Annotated in this window: 12 protein-coding genes; 6 read left to right on the top strand and 6 right to left on the bottom strand. The window is 73.5% G+C overall.

The window, feature by feature from the left end:
* Positions 1–351: 351 nt before the first annotated feature.
* The 6 genes from ACGFRB_RS31115 to ACGFRB_RS31140 all read left to right on the top strand — a co-directional run bounded on the left by ACGFRB_RS31115 (position 352) and on the right by ACGFRB_RS31140 (position 9,459).
* Positions 352–3,285 carry an SCO5717 family growth-regulating ATPase gene (locus tag ACGFRB_RS31115; protein WP_393247809.1) on the top strand — a complete coding sequence of 978 codons (2,934 nt, stop codon included), beginning with the start codon at positions 352–354 and terminating at the stop codon, positions 3,283–3,285.
* Positions 3,286–3,483: 198 nt separating this feature from the next.
* On the top strand, positions 3,484–5,337 hold the full coding sequence (locus ACGFRB_RS31120; protein ID WP_393247811.1) for an ABC transporter substrate-binding protein: 1,854 nt from the start codon (positions 3,484–3,486) through the stop codon (positions 5,335–5,337).
* Between the two features lie 3 nt (positions 5,338–5,340).
* Positions 5,341–6,441 (top strand): ABC transporter permease, encoded by a 1,101-nt coding sequence (locus ACGFRB_RS31125; RefSeq protein ID WP_393247813.1) that lies wholly within the window; start codon positions 5,341–5,343, stop codon positions 6,439–6,441.
* Positions 6,438–7,397, top strand: a complete 960-nt coding sequence (locus ACGFRB_RS31130; protein WP_393247815.1) for an ABC transporter permease — start codon at positions 6,438–6,440, stop codon at positions 7,395–7,397. The genes ACGFRB_RS31125 and ACGFRB_RS31130 overlap by 4 nt, the downstream gene beginning before the upstream one ends.
* Before the next feature lie 2 nt (positions 7,398–7,399).
* Complete coding sequence (locus ACGFRB_RS31135; protein ID WP_393247817.1) at positions 7,400–8,368, top strand: ABC transporter ATP-binding protein; 969 nt, start codon at positions 7,400–7,402, stop codon at positions 8,366–8,368.
* Positions 8,365–9,459, top strand: coding sequence for an ABC transporter ATP-binding protein (locus ACGFRB_RS31140; RefSeq protein WP_393247818.1), 1,095 nt, complete (start codon positions 8,365–8,367; stop codon positions 9,457–9,459). Before ACGFRB_RS31135 ends, ACGFRB_RS31140 begins: the two co-directional genes overlap by 4 nt.
* Positions 9,460–9,558: 99 nt before the next feature.
* On the opposite strand, the gene ACGFRB_RS31145 is transcribed toward ACGFRB_RS31140, so the two are convergent.
* The 6 genes from ACGFRB_RS31145 to ACGFRB_RS31170 form a co-directional block, all read right to left on the bottom strand.
* Positions 9,559–10,698, bottom strand: coding sequence for a type III polyketide synthase (locus ACGFRB_RS31145; RefSeq protein WP_393247820.1), 1,140 nt, complete (start codon positions 10,696–10,698; stop codon positions 9,559–9,561).
* A gap of 618 nt (positions 10,699–11,316) precedes the next feature.
* Positions 11,317–12,279: a bifunctional riboflavin kinase/FAD synthetase gene (locus ACGFRB_RS31150; protein ID WP_363011960.1), complete on the bottom strand. Its 963-nt coding sequence runs from the start codon at positions 12,277–12,279 to the stop codon at positions 11,317–11,319.
* Positions 12,280–12,331: 52 nt separating this feature from the next.
* The gene (locus tag ACGFRB_RS31155) at positions 12,332–15,631 is read right to left on the bottom strand and encodes a trypsin-like peptidase domain-containing protein (RefSeq protein ID WP_393247822.1); all 3,300 of its coding nucleotides are present in this window, start codon (positions 15,629–15,631) and stop codon (positions 12,332–12,334) included.
* Between the two features lie 185 nt (positions 15,632–15,816).
* A complete protein-coding gene (gene truB, locus ACGFRB_RS31160; protein ID WP_363011962.1) occupies positions 15,817–16,713 on the bottom strand; it encodes a tRNA pseudouridine(55) synthase TruB in 897 nt (298 codons plus the stop codon).
* Positions 16,710–17,150, bottom strand: a complete 441-nt coding sequence (gene rbfA, locus ACGFRB_RS31165) for a 30S ribosome-binding factor RbfA (RefSeq protein WP_363011963.1) — start codon at positions 17,148–17,150, stop codon at positions 16,710–16,712. Before rbfA ends, truB begins: the two co-directional genes overlap by 4 nt.
* Positions 17,151–17,179: 29 nt before the next feature.
* Positions 17,180–17,473 carry a DUF503 domain-containing protein gene (locus ACGFRB_RS31170; protein WP_361224505.1) on the bottom strand — a complete coding sequence of 98 codons (294 nt, stop codon included), beginning with the start codon at positions 17,471–17,473 and terminating at the stop codon, positions 17,180–17,182.
* Between the last annotated feature and the right edge of the window lie 3 nt (positions 17,474–17,476).

Here is a 17,476-nt window from a genome sequence, read left to right on the forward strand (position 1 = left end):
GTACGGAGATGCGGGGGTACGGGTGCACGGACTCGGTCTCCTTGACACCCCGTGCCGTCCACTCGTCCGATCGGATGAGTGCCTCCGGACGGGTGTACGGGCTTGGCGCACGCGGCTCTTCGAACGCCGTCGCACGGGAGTCACCGGAGCGCGGCACATGACGCAGGGGACAGCTTCCGGGGGTGGACGGGCCTGCCGCAGCGGTGTTGCGGACGTTTAGGGTGGGTCGGGGCGCGGCAGTCGACCCGCGGGCATGTTCGTCATGTTCCCGGGGTGAGCCGGGCCGATCGGCAGTGAACGGTGGCCCCGACGCACGACCGCACAGGGTGCTCGACCACACCAGGAGGCAAAGTGAACGGCGATCGCGACGACATCCACGGGGAATGGAACCTTCCCGTCGACGAGTCCGACGCAGATCCCGCCGAGATGACGGGTGAGTTCACCATCGACTACACCGCTCCGGCCTGGTACACGCAAAACGCGTCGGGCGGAACGGGTGGCGGGGTGCCCACGCCTCCCCCACCGACCGGTGCGCCTCTCGCCATCCCGGACGGCTGGACCTCGAACCCAGCGGCTCCGGCGCCCGCGGCGGAGCCGGCGGACGCTCCGGCCCCCGCGCCCGTTCAGGCCTCCACGCCCGCGCCGTTCGGCGGCGGGGACGTGGAGAGCGGGGCGACCATGCGCTTCTCCCCCGCCGCGCTGAAGCGCGAGATGGCGGAACGCGACCGGCAGTTGGCGGCCGAGGCCGGGGACGGGTCCGGGGGGAGCAAGGACGGGGAGAACCCGGCCGCTTCGAATCCCGGGACGCGGGACGAGTCCGAGGCCGCTGCCGGCGTGAGCGCGGAAGCGGAATCGGACGCGAACTCGGGTGCGGGTGCGGACGCCGCTGGGAACGAGAAGGCCGGCGAGGCCGACAAGGCCGTCGAGAACACCGCGAACATCGAGAACACCGAGGGATCCGGGACCTCCGAGGAGCCCACCCCCGCGACCACGGCCGCAGCCGACGCGCTGCCCGAGGCCACCGAGCCCCCCGAGACTCCTGAGAACACCACCACCCCGGCGGCGGAGGCTCCCGTGACCCCCGCCACCGAGGGCGCTCCGAGCGCGGTCCCGGGCGCCGTGGGGCCGACCATCGCCGGGCCGCAGGACGCGGCGCCCGCCGCTCTGCCGCCGGCCGCGCCCGGTCCCGTACCGCCGCAGAGCGGGGCGCTGCCGCCGCTGCCGCCGTCGTTCCCGCCCGCCGGACCGGCGCCCGCGCCGCAGTGGCCCGCGCAGGGGGCGCCCGGCGAGCAGCCGGTCCCGCCGGCGGCACCGCTGCCCGCACCCGCGCAGCCGATGCCGGCCGCGGCCGGACCGGTGCCGCCGTACAACCAGCCGATTCCGCAGGGTGGTTACGGCTTCCCGTACCCGGGTCAACCCGGTCAGCCCGGTCAGCCCGGTCAACCCGGCCAGCCCGGTCAGCCGGTCGAGCAGCCCGGTTACGGCTTCCCGCACCAGGCCCACCCCGCACAGCCGCCCCAGGCCCCCCAGCCTCCGCAGGCACCGCCGACCCCCCAGCCCGCGCCCGTGCCGCAGGCCGGCTACGGCTTCCCGCACCCCGGACAGCCCGGCCACCCCGGACAGCCCGCCGAACAGCCCGGCTACGGCTTCCCGCACCAGGCCCAGCCCCCGCAGGCACCCCCGGCCCCCCAGGCCGGCTACGGCTTCCCCCACCCGGGACAGCCCGGCCAGCCCGGTCACCCGGGTCAGCCCGCCGACCCCGGCCCCGTCGACCCGCGCACCGGCGCCGCGTGGCCGACGCCCGTGACGCACGACCAGCGGGAGCGGTCCGTCCCGGGCGCCCCGCTCGGCTACACCGCGGCCGTCGAGCTGTCCTCCGACCGGCTGCTGCGCAACACCAAGCAGAAGGCCAAGTCGAGCCGGAACCCCGGCGCCGCGTCCCGCTTCAAGCTGGGCGGCAAGAAGGAGGAGGCGGAGCGGCAGCGGAAGCTGGAGCTGATCCGCACGCCGGTGCTCTCCTGCTACCGCATCGCGGTCATCTCCCTCAAGGGCGGTGTCGGCAAGACCACGACGACCACCGCGCTCGGTGCGACGCTCGCGACCGAGCGGCAGGACAAGATCCTGGCGATCGACGCCAACCCGGACGCCGGCACGCTCGGCCGCCGGGTGCGGCGCGAGACCGGGGCGACCATCCGCGACCTGGTGCAGGCGATCCCGTACCTCAACTCGTACATGGACATCCGCCGGTTCACCTCGCAGGCGCCGTCCGGTCTGGAGATCCTCGCCAACGACGTGGACCCGGCCGTCTCGACGACCTTCAACGACGAGGACTACCGGCGGGCGATCGAGGTCCTCGGCAAGCAGTACCCGGTCATCCTGACCGACTCCGGTACCGGTCTGCTCTACAGCGCGATGCGCGGGGTGCTCGACCTCGCCGACCAGCTCATCATCATCTCCACGCCGTCCGTCGACGGTGCCTCCAGCGCCTCCACGACGCTCGACTGGCTGTCGGCGCACGGGTACGCGGAGCTGGTGCAGCGGTCGATCACGGTCATCTCGGGGGTCCGCGAGACCGGCAAGATGATCAAGGTCGACGACATCGTGCAGCACTTCCAGACGCGCTGCCGCGGGGTGGTCGTGGTGCCGTTCGACGAGCATCTGGCGGCGGGCGCCGAGGTCGACCTCGACATGATGCGGCCGAAGACCCGCGAGGCGTACTTCAACCTGTCGGCGATGGTCGCCGAGGACTTCGTACGGGCGCAGCAGGCGCAGGGGCTGTGGACGGGCGACGGCCAGGGCGCGCCGCCGCACGGGGCGCCGCCGATGCCGGGTCCGGGCCATCCGCAGCAGCACCCGGCCGGCCCCGGGGCCCCTGGTACGCCCGGCGCTCCTGGCGCTCCCGGGGTGCCCGGTCAGCAGCCCTATCCGTACGCGCGGCAGCCGGTCCCCGGCCAGCCGTACGGGGCACCGCCGCAGCCCGGTCAGCCGTACGGCACGCCTCCGGCGCCGGGGCAGCCCTACGGCACGCAGCCTCAGCCCGGCCCTCAGCCCGGTCCCCAGCCCGGTCAGCCCTATGGGGCTCCGCCGGCGCCCGGTCAGCCGTACGGTGCGCAGGAAGCGGGCCGGCCCCCGATGCCGCAAGGTTGGCAGCAGCCCCCGGCGCAGGCCCCCGGGCAGCCCCCGGCGCAGCCGCTGCCGCCGCACGCGGATCCGTACGGACAGCAGCCGCCGCAGGCCTGGCCCCCGCAGCAGCCTCCGCAGGCGCCGCCAGCCCCTCAACAGTAAGGCGTCACAGGAGTAGACCAATAAGGCCCCGTATCGGTGTTCCGGTACGGGGCCTTTGTGTATTCGCGCAGACCACGCGGGGTTTGGCGGATCGTTGACGACGGCAGACCAGCGCTGATACACCTTCGCTTCATCCATCGTCAGCCCAAGATCCACGGCATTGCCCGACGCACGCTTCCCTACGCGAGGTAACGTCCCATGCTCCTGGTCACGAAGGCTCCACCCCGTCCGCTCGCCGCCCGCAGACCGGTCCGGCTGCTGCTCGCCGCCGGTGTCACCGCCGCCTCCCTCGTGGCCGTCGTCCCGGGCACGGCCCAGGCCGCACGGGCCGAGGACGGCCGGCCCGCCCGTACGCTCACCGTCGCCATCTCGCAGAGCGTCGACTCGCTGTCGCCGTTCCTCGCGCAGAAGCTGGTGTCGACCAGCATCCACCGGCTGACGTACGAGTACCTGACCAACTACGACGTGAAGGACGCGCACACGGTCCCGGGTCTGGCGACCGAGTGGACGTCCTCGCCGGACAAGCTGACCTGGACGTACAAGATCCGCAAGGATTCGACGTGGTCCGACGGGCAGCAGGCCACCGCCGAGGACGCGGCCTGGACCTTCGGCAAGATGATGAGCGACCCCAACGCGGCCACCGCGAACGGGAACTTCACGGCCAACTTCAAGAAGGTCACCGCGCCCGACCCCGAGACGCTGATCATCGAGCTGAAGAAGCCGCAGGCGACGATGACGGCGCTCGACGTGCCGATCGTGCCCAAGCACATATGGGAGAAGGTCGGCGACTTCTCCAAGTTCAACAACGACCAGCAGTTCCCGATCGTCGGCAACGGGCCGTTCGTCATCACGGACTTCAAGGTCGATCAGTACGTCAAGCTGAAGCCGAACAAGAAGTTCTGGCGCGGGGCACCCAAGTTCGACGAGCTGGTCTTCAAGTACTACAAGGACACGGACGCGGCCGTCGCGGCGCTCCAGAAGGGCGAGGTGTCCTTCGTCCCGAATCTGACGCCCACTCAGGCGACAGCGCTGGGAACCCAGAAGAACATCAAGGTCAACGACGCCCCGGGGCGCCGCTTCTACGCGCTGGCCACCAACCCGGGCGCCCGCGCCAAGGACGGCAAGACCTTCGGCGACGGAAACAAGGCGCTGCTCGATCCCGAGGTGCGCAAGGCGCTGTTCCTCGCCGTGGACCGCGGCGCCCTGGTCGACAAGGTCTTCCAGAAGCACGCCGTCGAGGGCGAGGGCTACATCCCGCCGCGCTTCGCCTCGTACTTCTGGAAGCCGTCGGACAGCCAGAAGCTCGCGTACGACCCGGCCAAGGCGGAGCAGGTCCTCGACGCCGCGGGGTACAAGAAGAACGGTGACGGCAAGCGGGTCGGCAAGGACGGCAAGCCGCTGGACTTCCGCATCCTGTGCCACGCCACCGAACCCAACGACAAGGCCTCGGCCAAGTACCTCCAGGAGTGGTGGGGCAAGATCGGCGTCGGGCTCACGGTCGACTGCCTCGACAACGTCTCCGACCCGTGGCTGAAGGGCGACTACGACCTCGCCTTCGACGGCTGGTCGGTCAACCCCGACCCGGACTACGTGCTGTCCATCCACACCTGCGGCGCGCTGCCCGCGACGCCCAAGGACACCGGCGCCACCGACAACTTCATCTGCGACCCGAAGTTCGACGAGCTGTACGGGAAGCAGGCCGTCGAGTACGACCCCGCCAAGCGCGCCGGGATCGTCAAGGACATGGAGTCGCGGCTCTACGACACCGGGTACATGAACGTCCTCGCGTACCCCAACGCCCTGGAGGCGTACCGCACCGACCAGATCGCCTCGATCAAGACGATGCCCGAGGCGGCCGGCAACATCTACGGCCAGGACGGCTACTGGAGCTGGTGGTCGGCGGTGCCCGCCGGACAGGCGGCCGGCGACGACGCGGACGGCGGGTCGAACACCGGCGTGATCATCGGGATCGGCGCGGCCGCCGTGGTCGTCGTCGGTATCGGCATCGCCCTCGGCATGCGCCGCCGCACCACCGCCGAAGACCGCGAGTAGCCCGTGACCAGCGCATCCACGCCCGCCCCGGCGGCGCGGCCGGACGACGGTGCCACCCCTGGCACCTCTTTGGCCCGCGCCGCCGAGGGCGGCGCACCACGCTCCGGGGCGCGCTCCGGCGCGACGCTCGGCTATGCCCGCCACGCGGCGGGCAAGCTGGCCGGTGCGGCCGTGTCGCTGCTCGCCGTCCTCGTCACCAGCTTCTTCCTGTTCCGGATCCTGCCGGGCGACCCGGTACGGACGATGACCCGCGGCAAGGCGACGACACCCGAGCAACTGGCCACCTTGCGCCATCAGTTCGGGCTCGACAAGCCGATGTGGCAGCAGTTCGCCGACTATTGCGGCCAGGCGCTCCACGGCGACCTCGGCACCTCCTTCCAGTTCCACGCCCCGGTCGGCGAGTTGATCGCGCAGAAGGTGCCGGCGACGCTGCTGCTGACCGGCACCGCCGTGGTCCTGTACTCGGCGCTCGGTCTGTGGCTGGGCACCCGCTCCGCGTGGCGGCACGGCAGCCTCGGCGACCGGCTGAACACCGGGGTGGCGCTGACGCTGTGGTCGGTGCCGTCGTTCTGGCTCGGGCTGCTGCTGATCATCGTGTTCTCGGTCGGCATCGGCCCGATTCCCGGGCTGTTCCCGACCGGTGGCATGGAGTCCGGCACCGGCGAGACCGGATTCGGGTACGTGCTCGACGTGGCGCACCACATGGTGCTGCCGGTGCTCACGCTGATCGCGGTCGGGTACGCGCAGACGCTGCTCGTCATGCGGTCCTCGCTGCTCGACGAGATGGGCGGCGACTACCTGACCACGGCGCGGGCCAAGGGGCTGCGCGACGACATGGTGCGCCGCCGGCACGCCGTTCCGAACGCGCTGCTGCCGACGGTGACGATGGTCTTCATCAACCTCGGCCATGTGGCGGCCGGTTCGATCCTGGTGGAGACGGTGTTCTCCTGGCCGGGTCTGGGCGGGCTGTTCTACCAGGCGCTCAGCGTGCCCGATCTGCCGCTGGTACAGGGCCTGTTCGTGGCCTTCGCCGGAGCGATGATCGTGATGAACCTGATCGCCGATCTGCTCTATCCGCTGCTCGACCCCCGGGTGGGCCGATGACCTCTCCCTCTCCCTCTCCTTCCACGACGCCTTCCCCCTCCACGACACCCTCCGCCGCAGCGGCCCCCTCCGCCTCCGCACTGGCCTGGCAGCGGCGCCGCGACAGCCTCGGCCGCTTCTGGCAGCAGTACCGGAGCCGGCGGGCCGGCCTGTGGGGCCTGGCCGGACTCGCCCTGATCGCGGTCGTGGCACTCGCCGCGCCGCTCCTGGTCGGCTCCGGGGTGCAGTCCGTGACGAACGCGCCCGGCACCGCCCTGGAACCGCCGAGCGCCGCGTTCTGGCTCGGCACCGACCAGTTCGGCCGCTCGCTCCTCGGTCTGCTGATCTGGGGATCGCGGATCTCGCTGCTCGTGGGGCTGCTCGCGGCGGTGCTGTCGGTCGCGATCGGCACCCTGGTGGGCATCGTCGCCGGGCACTACGGCGGCTGGTTCGCCACCGTCGTCATGCGGATCACCGACTGGTTCCTGGTGATGCCGACCCTCGTCCTGGCCATCGTGCTCGCCACCGTCATGTCCCGCTCCGTGTGGACGGTGATCCTGGCGATCGGCGTGACGACCTGGCCGACCACGGCCCGGCTGGTGCGGGCGCAGACCATCGCGGTCGAGTCCCGGCCGTACATCGAGCGGGCCACCGCGCTCGGCGGCGGCGACGCGCACGTCATGACCCGGCACGTGCTGCCGAACGTCCTGCCGCTGGTGCTCGCCCAGACCACGCTCGGCATCTCCTCGGCCATCCTCACCGAGGCGACCCTGGCCTTCCTGGGGCTCGGCGACCCGACCGTGGTCTCCTGGGGCGGCATGCTCCAGGACGCGCGCGAGGCGGGCGCGGTCTCCTCCGGGCACTGGTGGTACCTGGCCCCGCCCGGGGTCGCGATCGCGCTGGTCGCGCTCGCCTTCACCCTGTGCGGGCGGGCCGTCGAGTCCGTCCTCAACCCGAAGCTGGGGGTGGGGCGTTGAGCATGGAAGCGCTCCTTGAGATACGGAATCTGAGCGTGACGTACGGCTCCGGGGCGAGCGCCGTCCCCGCCGTACGCGGAGTGGACCTCACCCTGCCCGCCGGGCAGAAGCTCGGCGTCGCGGGCGAGTCCGGCTGCGGGAAGTCGACGATGGCGCTCGCGCTGCTGCGGCTGCTGCCTCCCTCGGCGCGGCTGACCGGCGAGATCCGGCTGGACGGCGAGGACGTGCTCGCCATGAAGTGGGGCCGGCTGCGGGCGGTGCGCTGGGCGGGGGCGTCGATCGTCTTCCAGGGCGCGATGCACTCGCTGAACGCGGTGCGGCGGATCGGCGACCAGATCGCGGAGCCGCTGCTCGTACATGGCCGGGCCACCCCGGCGGCGGCCCGGACCCGGGTGGGTGAGCTGCTCGAACACGTGGGGCTGCCGGCCGCGCGGGCGGCGGCCTACCCGCACGAACTGTCCGGCGGACAGCGGCAGCGGGTGATGATCGCCATGGCACTGGCCTGTGATCCGCGGCTGATCGTGGCGGACGAGCCGACGACCGCGCTCGACGTGATGATCCAGGCGCAGATCCTCCGGCTGATCGAACGCCTGGTGGCCGAGCAGGACATCGGGCTGCTGATGATCAGCCACGACCTCGCGGTACTCGCCGACACCTGTGACCGGCTGGCCGTGATGTACGCGGGGCGGGTGGTCGAGGAGGGGCCGGCGAAGGCGGTGTACGAGTCCGCCGCGCACCCCTACGGGCGGGCGCTGTCCTCGGCGTTCCCGCGGATCGGCGACCCCGCGTCGCGGCGGGCCCCGCGCGGGCTGCCGGGCGATCCGCCGGACCCGGCGGCGCTGCCGGGCGGCTGCGCGTTCCATCCGCGCTGTCCGGTGGCGGTGGAGCGGTGTGCCGGGGAGGACCAGGAGCTGCGGGACGCGGGCGCGGGGCGCCGGGCGGCCTGCGTACACGTAGGGAGCACGGCATGAGCCCGGAGACGTCCCCTGGGACCTCCCCTAAGTCCGCGGCCCGATCCATCGCGAAGTCCACCGCGCGGTCCGCGGCGGATTCGGCTTCGACCGGGTCCGCGCGGGATCCGGGGCCAGGATCGGAGCCGGGACCGCTGCTGTCCGCCGAGGGGCTGCGGGTGGTGTTCCCGGGGCGGCGCGGCGCGCCGCCGGCGCGGGCGGTGGACGGGGTCGACCTGGACGTCGGCGCGGGCGAGATCGTCGCCCTGGTCGGCGAGTCCGGCTGCGGCAAGACGACGCTGGCCCGCTCGCTGCTCGGCCTGGTCCGGCCGACCGGGGGCACGGTGCGCTTCGCGGGCGCGCCGCTGGCGTACACGGGCAAGGCGCTCAAGGCATACCGCAAGCGCGCCCAGCTGGTGCTCCAGGACCCGAGCGGTTCGCTGAACCCCCGGCACACGGTGTACGACGCGGTGGCCGAGGGGCTGCGGATCCACGGGTACGCGGGGGACGAGCGCGCGGCGGTCGCCGAGGCGCTGTCGCGGGCCGGACTGCGTCCGCCGGAGCGGTTCTTCCTGCGGTATCCGCACGAGCTGTCCGGCGGACAGCGGCAGCGGGTGGTGATCGCGGGCGCGCTGGTCCTTCAGCCCGAACTCATCGTCGCTGACGAGCCGGTGGCCTCGCTCGACGCCTCGGTGCGCGGCGAGATTCTCGCGCTGCTGCTGCGTCTGCGCGACGAACTGGGCCTGTCGGCGCTGGTGGTGACGCACGACCTCGGGCTCGCGTGGAACATCGCGGACCGGGTGGCGGTGATGTATCTGGGCCGGATCGTGGAGACAGGGACGGTCGAGTCCGTACTGACGAATCCGCGACACCCTTACACCAAGGCCCTGTTGTCGGTGCTGCCGGAATCGGAGGGTGATCCGGTCGTGCTGTCCGGTGAGCCGCCGGACCCGGCGCGGATCCCCTCGGGATGCCGTTTCCACGTCCGCTGCCAGGTGCTGGCCTCGGGGGCGGCGGACACGGTGGCGGACCGCTGCCGCACCGAGGACCTGCCGGTCCTCGGCGGCAGGGGACGGGCCGAGGCGGCCTGCCACTGGGTGCGGCAGGGCTGAGCCCGGAAAGCGGACGCCGGACCCTCCACGCGGGAGAAGGGAGAGGGCCGGGGCCCGCCGGTACGAGCACCGGGCCGCGGTACCCGGATCCGGCGCCGCTCAGGCGGCGCCGGTACCGGCCCGCGCGGCCTGCCGGGGCGTGTAGCCGACGGCCCGGCGGTCGCCGCCCAGCTCGCGGGGGTCCTCGTTCGCGTCGGTCGTCCAGCGGCCCAGGCACATCTCGGCGGTGATGCCGGGCCCGAAGCCGGCCACGATGCCCCGGGCGCCTTCTTCGAGCCCGCCCTCCTCGAAGAGCCGGCGGACCGCGTCGAGCACGACGGCGCTGGCGATGTTGCCGTACTCCGTGAGGGTGGCCCGGCTGAACCGGAAGTCCTCCGGCGGGACTTCGAGGAAGTGGCTGAGGTCGTCGAGGATGCGCGGGCCGCCCGCGTGAATGATGTAGAAGTCCAGCTTCCCGGCGTCCCAGCCGTGGTCGCCCGCGAGTTCGCGCAGCGCGGGCGCGAGGGGCTCCATCGTCCCGGGCACCCGCTTGTCGAGGAGGAAGTGGAAGCCGGTGGCGCGCACGCTGTACGCGATCCAGTCCTCGGTGTCGGGCACCAGATAGGCGCTGTTGCGCTCCAGGGCGATGCCGGTGCCGCCGTGGCCGCGGACCACGGCGGCGGCCACCGCGTCGCCGAACAGACCGTTGGAGAGCAGGGATCCGACGCCGAGGTCGGTGGGCTGGTAGCACAGCGAGCAGAATTCGCAGGCGACGATGAGGACGTTGGCGTCCGGGTAGGCGGTGCAGAAGTCGTGCGCGCGGTTCACGGCGGCGCCGCCCGCGGCGCAGCCGAGCTGTGCGATCGGGACCTGCCGGGTGTGCCCGGGAAAGCCCATGGTGTTGATCAGCCAGGCGGTGAGCGAAGGCATCATGAAGCCCGTGCAGGACACATAGATGATCATGTCGATGTCGGCGGGGCGCAGTCCCGCGTGGGCCAGGGCCTCGTCGACGACGGCGGGGACACGGGCCTTCGCCTCGGCCTCGTAGAGCTCGTTGCGCTGCTGGAAGCCCGGGTGCTTGAGGGTCTCCTCGATGGGTTGCACGATGTGCCGGCGGGTGACTCCGGTGTTGCCGATCAGTCGCAGCGCGAGGCCGAGCTGGGGGTGATCGGCATGGCGTTCGCGGGCGAGGTCGAGGGTCTCCTCCATCGTGATCACGTATTCGGGCACGGACACCGCGGGCTTGCACAGAGTCGCCACGACGCGCGCTCCTTTGTCTCGTTCGCGTTGAACTGTCCTTCAGATTCACCCGGTCACCGGCGGCCCGCAACCGCGAGCGCGGCCCTTCTGCCACCCCGGGTGACGCGCGTTGCGTCCTCGAAAAGCGATGATTACTCCGAACGGGGGACTGTCGGCCCGGAGCAGCCTCCCGATCGGCGCGGAGCACGCGGCCTGGCTGGTCACCCGGTACGCGGACGTTTGGGCCGGGGAGTCGGTGTACGCGTCCCATTCGGCCGCCACCCGCGATCCGGCGGTCTTCGCCGACCCGCGCACGGTCGACTGCGCCCGCGCGGAGACCGCGCATGTGGGCTTCGGGGGCCACGGGCCGCACCACCACCCGGGCGCGACGCTGACCCGGATGGGGTCCGGGGCGACGCTCTCGGCCCCTGTTCACCCGCTGCCCGGGGCCGCGTCGCGTCGCGCGGGCCGCCCCGAGGACGTGCCGTTGCCGTCCAAGGGCCTGCTTCGGGGACCCAGGGAGCTGTACGTCACCCGGGGAGGCAGAACGTGCGGGCGGCGCGTACCCCGGTGCCACCGGCGCCATGGACCGTCACCGGGGAATCCGGCGACCGGTCCCCGGGAACGTCGCGCGGGAGGTCACACGGCGTGCGCGCTGTCGTACGTCCCGGTCAGCTCACGGCACCGCTCGACGTCGTCGGCCATCGCCACGAGCAGATCGTCGAGGGTCTCGAACTTCAGCATCCCGCGAACGTACGCGAGGAAGTCCACGGTCACGTGGAGGCCGTACAGGTCCAGGCCCTCGCGGTCGATCGCGTACGCCTCGACGGTCCGCTCGGTGGCGTCGAACTGCGGGTTGGTGCCCACCGAGATCGCCGCCGGCATCCGCTCCCCGTCCGCCGTCAGCCAGCCCGCGTAGACGCCGTCGGCCGGGATCGCGGTATGCGGCAGGGTCTCGACGTTGGCCGTCGGGAAGCCCAGCTCGCGGCCGCGCTGCGCGCCGCGCACCACGATGCCCTCGACGCGGTGCGGGCGGCCCAGGATCTCGGCGGCGCCCGCCATGTCACCGGCGGCCACCAGCCGCCGGGTCAGGGTGGAGGAGAACGGCTCGCCGCCGCCGGCCTCGCCGCTCACCCGCAGGTCGATGACCTCGACGTCGTAGTCGTAGGTGGCGCCCAGCTCGGTGAGGTAGGCGACGTTCCCGGCGGCCTTGTGGCCGAAGCGGAAGTTGGGGCCCTCGATGACCCGCCGCGCGTGCAGCTTGTCGACGAGCACCTTCACGATGAACTCGGCCGGGGACAGCTGCGAGAACTCGGCGGTGAAGGGCAGGACGAGGACCGCGTCCACGCCCAGCTCGGCCATCAGCTCGGCGCGCCGGTGGTGCGGGGCGAGCAGCGGCGGGTGGCTGCCGGGCCGGACGACCTCGGAGGGGTGCGGGTCGAAGGTGACGACGACGGAGGGAATGCCCAGCTCACGGGCGCTCTCGACGGCCCGTCCGATGATCAGCTGGTGTCCGCGGTGCACCCCGTCGTAGGAGCCGATGGTGACGACGCTGCGCCCCCAGTCCTGGGGGATGTCCTCCAAGCCTCGCCAGCGCTGCACTGTGACCGCTCCTCGTCCGCGTCTGCCCATGTCGCGCCTGCCCGGCGCAGGTCTAAGACTGCCATGAGCATGCGGCCGCGTCGGCATCGGCATGGTGTTCCGTACGTCTCGGGGCGCGGCGGGGCGAGGGCGGTACGGCCCGCGGGGGCGGGTCGTCCGGCCCCTCCTGGCGCCGCCCGGTGTCCGCACGCGTCTCCCGGCCGGCTCCAACGCCGGTGTCCGCGCCGGAATCGGGACCGCTGCCGGCGGCCGGATCCGAGCCGCCGACCGGACGGCTGTGCCTCCCCGTACCCGTCCTCGCGCCCGTACCCGTACCCGGCCCCGGCACCGGACCGGTGTCCGGACCTCCGCCGTCCCCCGCATCCCTGACGGCTCGCAGTTCCAGGCGCAGAAAGCGGGAGGCCCCGGTGCCAGGAGCGTCGAGAACCGGCGCGAGGGCGGCGCGCGGAGCGGGCAGCGCCAGCAGACCGACGACCAGGGGGTGCAGGACGCAGCGCGCCTCCGGCCCCGCCTCCAGCCGCCGGTCGACGAAGGCGGCGACCAGCTCCGCCCCCTCGGGATGCCGCTCGGCGTACCCGGCGACCAGAGCGGCGGCCTGCCGGGCGATCCTGGGCGTGTCCACGGCGGCGAGGGCCCGCAGCACGGCCCCGGGATCGGGGCCCTCCAGCCGGACGCGGAGCGCGTCGAGGACGGGCCCGGGCTCCGGGTGGGTGGCGAGCGCCGCCGCGAGGGCGTCGGCGGGAACGCCGGGGTGGGCGAGCGCGCGCGGCAGATACCGGTCGCGGCAGCCGGGGTCCTGGACGAGCAGGCCGAGCGCGGGACCGTGCAGCGCGCGGTCGCCGGGCCGGGCGAGCAGGGCGAGGGCCGCGTAGCGCAGGGTGGCCCGCTCGGCCTCGCCCGTCGCGTACGGGGCGACCATGCGGCCGTACGTGACGGCTGCCTGGCGCCGTGCGGGGCGGCCGTCGTCGTGCGCCCACCGTTCCACGGCCCGGGCGAGGGCCGTCGGCTCGTCCTCGGCGAGCGCGGCGAGCAGCCCTTCGGCGAGCGGGTGGACGGTGGCGACGAGGGCCTCGCACAGATCGTCGACGGCCAGGCCCCGGTGGGTGTGCAGCAGGGCCTGCGCCGCGTCGCCGACGGTGGCGCCGGGCGCCCCGGCGAGCTCGCGGTCGTCGGCGAACCAGCGGCACAGCAGCGGCTGCACCCCGCGCGGGTCGGCGTTCAGACGCGTGGCCACGACATCCAGGAACCTGGCCGGGCTGCCCGGGCCGACGGGGCCGGGCGGCGGGTCGGCGACCACGAGACGCCGCAGCAGATCCAGCCGCTCGCCCTCCGGGACGGCGAGCCCCGCCCAGAACTCCGGGCCGAAGACCGCGTATCCGGCGAAGGTCTCCCGGGCCTCCGGCCGGCGCCCGATGTGGTCCGCGAGGCGGCGCAGCACCGGCAGCCGGGGCCGCGCGTCGGTCAGCGGGGCCAGCACGCCGGCGAGCAGCCTCGACGCCCACCAGACGCCTTCCGCGCCGCCCGCCCCGGGCGTCCACGGCCCCGCCTCCGCGGCGCTGCCCGTGGCGTCGGCGAGGTCGGCGCAGTCCGCGAGGGTGTCGGCGAGCCGGCGGAGCCGGGGCCCGAGCCCGTCGGCGCCGTGGTCGCGGTGGAGCCGGCGCAGCGCTTGGAGGACCGGGCCGATGCGGTGGCGGGGCACCGGGAGGGCGGCCGGGTGGTGGACCAGGGTCTCCAGGGCGCGGTCCAGGTCGAGGTGGGCACCCTGAAGCCAGTCGGCGACCTCCTCGTGGGCGAAGCGGTAGCCGCCGCCCGCCGGGACGAGCAGGGCTTCCGTGAGCACGGCCGAGGCCCAGCCCGTACGCCACGGGAACAGCTCCTCGAAGGACGCCCGGTCGAGTTCGCCCTGGCCGGGGCCGAGGCATCGGCGGGCGGCTTCGTGGACGCTGCCGGCGACCCGCGCCGCGAGCCGGCGGACGGCCGCGCCGCGCGGGACCGGGCGCCGGGTGGCGGCGATCCGTACGGCGACCCGCAGACACATCAGGTCGAGATGCGCGGCGAAGATCTCCTCGCGGCCCGGCCGGCCCGGCAGCTCCCCTCGGGCGGCGGTGCGCAGCTCGCCGAGGAGCCGCAGCGCGAGCGGGTGCCGGGCGTCCGCATCGGCGATGGCCCCGTCGGGGACCCCGTGCCGCCGCCGGGCCTCGGCCGCCTCGTGTTCGGTCAGGTCGCCGAGTGCGATGACGCCCGGCGCGCACGCGTACAGCGGGAGGGTCAGCTCCGCGTGCTCGGGGCGGCACGCGACGATCATGCGGGCGCCGTGCGCGGTCAGCCACTCCTCGGTGGCGGCCACCCAGGGCCCGAGGCGGGGCGCGAGCAGCGGCGGCATCTCCTCGGGCGAGTCGAGGAGGATCAGCAGCGGGCCGCGCGCGGCGGCCCGCTCCGGGGTGACGGCGGCCGGGTCGCCCAGCGCGCCGCCGGCGGCGACGATCCGCCCGGCGCGCCGCAGGACGCGGCCGACGGCGTCGGCCACCGAGGCGTCGCCGGCCAGCAGGTCCGCGCCGCGTAGCCGGACGGTGGGGGCGGGCGCCGGGCCGTGGGCGCGGCGGGCGGCGAGACCGGCGAGGGCGGTGCTGCGGCCGGTGCCGGGGGCGCCGACGACCAGCAGGACGAGCCGGTCGCCGGGGTCGCGGACCCGTTCGCCCCAGGTCCCGGTCTCGCCGGAGCGGCCCGTGGTGGTGGCGGCGAGTTCGAGCACCCCGGCCGTATTGAGGTCGCGGCCGTAGGCGGGCACGGTGGCGGCGTTGCGGCGCAGCAGGACGGCGAGCGGGCCGAGCGGCGGGATGGGCAGGGCGCACGGCTCGGCGGGCCGGCCGCCTCGTCGGACGGCGCCGAGGATGGCGAGGACCGCGCCGGTGGCGGGGTCGAGGACGGGGCCGCCGGTGGTCGGGCCGCTCTCCAGGAGGGCTTCGGCGCCCTCCGTGCCGATGGCGAGCGGGAGGCCGGGCCCCGCTCCGTCGACGGCACCGAGCACCCGCGCCTCGCGCCAGCCGTACGCGGCGATCCGTACGTAGGTGCCGGGCTCGATCTCCGTCCGGCGGGCGAGCGGCAGCGGCGGGCAGGTCAGACCCACGGTGCGGACGAGGGCGAGGCCGCAGCCCGGGAACAGGGTGATGTCGGTGAGGCCCGCCCGCCAGGTCTGCCCGCCGAAGGTACGCAGACACAGGGTGTCCTGCCCGGCGACGACCTCGTGGCCGGTGAGCAGGGTTCCGTGGTGGTCGGCGAGAAATCCCGTGCCGAGCGGCCGCCCGGCCGGATCCTCGATCCTGACCAGTGCGGTCCGAGTCCTGCTCCCCATGATCAGAAGGTAAGCCGGTGATGATCTCCGGATAAAGCGGGAAAGCCGAACGCGCCCCCTCTCACCTCCGTTTTCGCCCCGAGCGCCTGCACGATGGGGTGAATTCCACGGGAAAACACCGATGGGGCGAGCACATACGTGCTCGCCCCATCGAACCGTCCGGCGGAGATCCGCGGACGAGGTGCTCAGCCGAAGACGGCCAGGCTCTTGGCCTTGCCCCGCTGGGCCTCGACCAGCGCGAGCAGCCGCCCGTCCGGCCCGTAGACCCCGACCGGGCCCGCGGGGTACTCCGGCATCTCCAGGCGTACGCCGTTGAGGAGCAGCCCGGCCCGCTTCTCGTCGACGTCCCAGCGCGGGAACGCCGCCGCGGCCGCGTCGGCGACCGGCATGACCGTCAGCTCCTCCTGGAGCTGGTCCAGGGTGCGGGCGCGGTCCAGCTTGTACGGGCCGACGCGGGTGCGGCGCAGTGCGGTCAGATGACCGCCCACCCCGAGCCCGGCGCCGAGGTCCCGGGCGAGCGCCCGGATGTACGTACCGGAGGAGCAGACGACGGAGACGACCAGATCGACGACCGGAGTGCCGTCCTCGGCCGTCGCCTCGCGCACGTCGTACACCTGGAAGGAGGAGACGGTGACCGGCCGGGCCGGGATCTCGAACTCCTCGCCGCCGCGCACGCGCGCGTAGGACCGCTTGCCGTCGATCTTGATGGCCGAGACCTTCGACGGCACCTGCATGATCGCGCCGGTCAGCTCGGCCACCCCCGCGTCGATCCGCTCGCGGGTGACCTTCGAAGCGTCGACCGACGCCGTGATCTCGCCCTCGGCGTCATCGGTGATGGTGGTCTGACCGAGGCGGATGGTGCCCAGGTACTCCTTCTCGGTCAGCGCGAGGTGACCGAGCAGCTTGGTCGCCCGCTCCACGCCGAGGACGAGCACGCCCGTGGCCATGGGGTCGAGCGTGCCCGCGTGGCCGACCCGGCGGGTCTTGGCGATCCCGCGCATCTTGGCCACGACGTCGTGCGAGGTGAAGCCCGACGGCTTGTCGACGATGACAAGCCCGTCGGGAGTGTTTCCGGTACTCATTCGGCGGCTTCGTCCTCGCCCGGCTTCTTGTAGGGGTCGGCCCCGCCGGCGAACTCGGCGCCCGAGGACGTCTCGCGCACCTTGGCGTCCGAGGCACGCGCCTGGTCCAGGAGGTCCTCGATGTTCTTCGCGGTCTCCGGGAGGGCGTCGGCCACGAAGGTCAGCGTCGGGGTGAACTTGGTGCCCGCGGCCTTGCCGACCGACGAGCGCAGGATGCCCTTGGCGCTCTCCAGGCCGGCGGCGGCGCTCGCGCGCTCCTCCTCGTCGCCGTAGACCGTGTAGAAGACCGTGGCCTCCCGCAGGTCGCCGGTGACGCGGGTGTCCGTGATGGTCACATGCGTGCCCAGGCGCGGGTCCTTGATGCCGCGCTGCAGCTTCTCGGCGACCACCTCCCGGATGAGGTCCGCCAGTTTCTTCGCCCGCGCGTTGTCGGCCACTGGTCCTTCTCCTTCTTTGCCTTGCTCATTCAGTCTTCATCAGTGTGGAGCCTGCGTCGCACCGAGAGCAGCTCCACCTCGGGCCGGGCCGCCACCAGCCGCTCGCAGCGGTCCAGCACGTCCGACAGGTACCCCGCGTCCCCGGCCACCAGCGCGACCCCGACCTGGGCCCTTCGATGGAGGTCCTGGTCGCCCACCTCCGCGGCGCTCACGGAGAACTTGCGCTGGAGCTCGGCCACGATGGGCCGGACGACGGAGCGTTTCTCCTTCAGCGAGTGGACGTCGCCGAGGAGCAGATCGAAGGACAGTGTCCCCACGTACATGTG

The sequence above is a fragment of the Streptomyces sp. NPDC048718 genome, from assembly GCF_043198875.1.
Classification (GTDB): domain Bacteria; phylum Actinomycetota; class Actinomycetes; order Streptomycetales; family Streptomycetaceae; genus Streptomyces.

Bases quoted from the DNA above. Each gene is read 5' to 3' on its own strand.
- ACGFRB_RS31120 (WP_393247811.1), top strand. From the start codon at position 3,484: ATGCTCCTGGTCACGAAGGCTCCACCCCGTCCGCTCGCCGCCCGCAGA.
- ACGFRB_RS31130 (WP_393247815.1), top strand. From the start codon at position 6,438: ATGACCTCTCCCTCTCCCTCTCCTTCCACGACGCCTTCCCCCTCCACG.
- ACGFRB_RS31135 (WP_393247817.1), top strand. From the start codon at position 7,400: ATGGAAGCGCTCCTTGAGATACGGAATCTGAGCGTGACGTACGGCTCC.
- ACGFRB_RS31140 (WP_393247818.1), top strand. From the start codon at position 8,365: ATGAGCCCGGAGACGTCCCCTGGGACCTCCCCTAAGTCCGCGGCCCGA.
- ACGFRB_RS31155 (WP_393247822.1), bottom strand. From the start codon at position 15,631: ATGGGGAGCAGGACTCGGACCGCACTGGTCAGGATCGAGGATCCGGCC.
- truB (WP_363011962.1), bottom strand. From the start codon at position 16,713: ATGAGTACCGGAAACACTCCCGACGGGCTTGTCATCGTCGACAAGCCG.
- ACGFRB_RS31170 (WP_361224505.1), bottom strand. From the start codon at position 17,473: ATGTACGTGGGGACACTGTCCTTCGATCTGCTCCTCGGCGACGTCCAC.